Origin of the sequence: Sutterella massiliensis, assembly GCF_016899755.1 — a bacterium.
Taxonomy (GTDB): Bacteria; Pseudomonadota; Gammaproteobacteria; order Burkholderiales; family Burkholderiaceae_F; genus Sutterella; species Sutterella massiliensis.
The window spans coordinates 1-325 of record NZ_JACJJC010000367.1 but is presented as its reverse complement, the minus strand read 5'-3'; the positions used below and the strand labels follow the sequence as shown (position 1 = coordinate 325).

Here is a 325-nt window from a genome sequence, read left to right as displayed (position 1 = left end):
AACTCCTGCGAGTCATTTATACCCTGATCAAAGGCAATTGCTGTTACAAGGAAAGTGACCTCGATGTAATGAAGAAGTTCAGAGCCAAGCGGCTGGCGAGAGCTGTGCGGCAAGCTGAATACGTGAACCTAGGTTTAGACGACGGAGTGGTTTTCGATCGGACAACTGGGGAAGTCCTAGCAACTTAGACTTCGCTTCTCGGTCTAACCCGTCACGTATCTTCTTATTAAAAAGCTGCGCTTCGCGCAGCCAGGGTGCTTGCGCACCCTGGGATGGGTGACGGGCCACAGCTTTCATGAAAAAAACGGGGTTCAATACGCTGAAC

General features: G+C 50.8%; 1 protein-coding gene. It reads right to left on the bottom strand.

Annotation, left to right across the window (positions count from 1 at the left end; genetic code table 11):
- Window positions 1-78: 78 nt before the first annotated feature.
- A partial coding sequence (locus tag H6A60_RS12940) for a hypothetical protein (protein WP_205105272.1) occupies window positions 79-325 on the bottom strand: 247 nt, incomplete at its 5' end.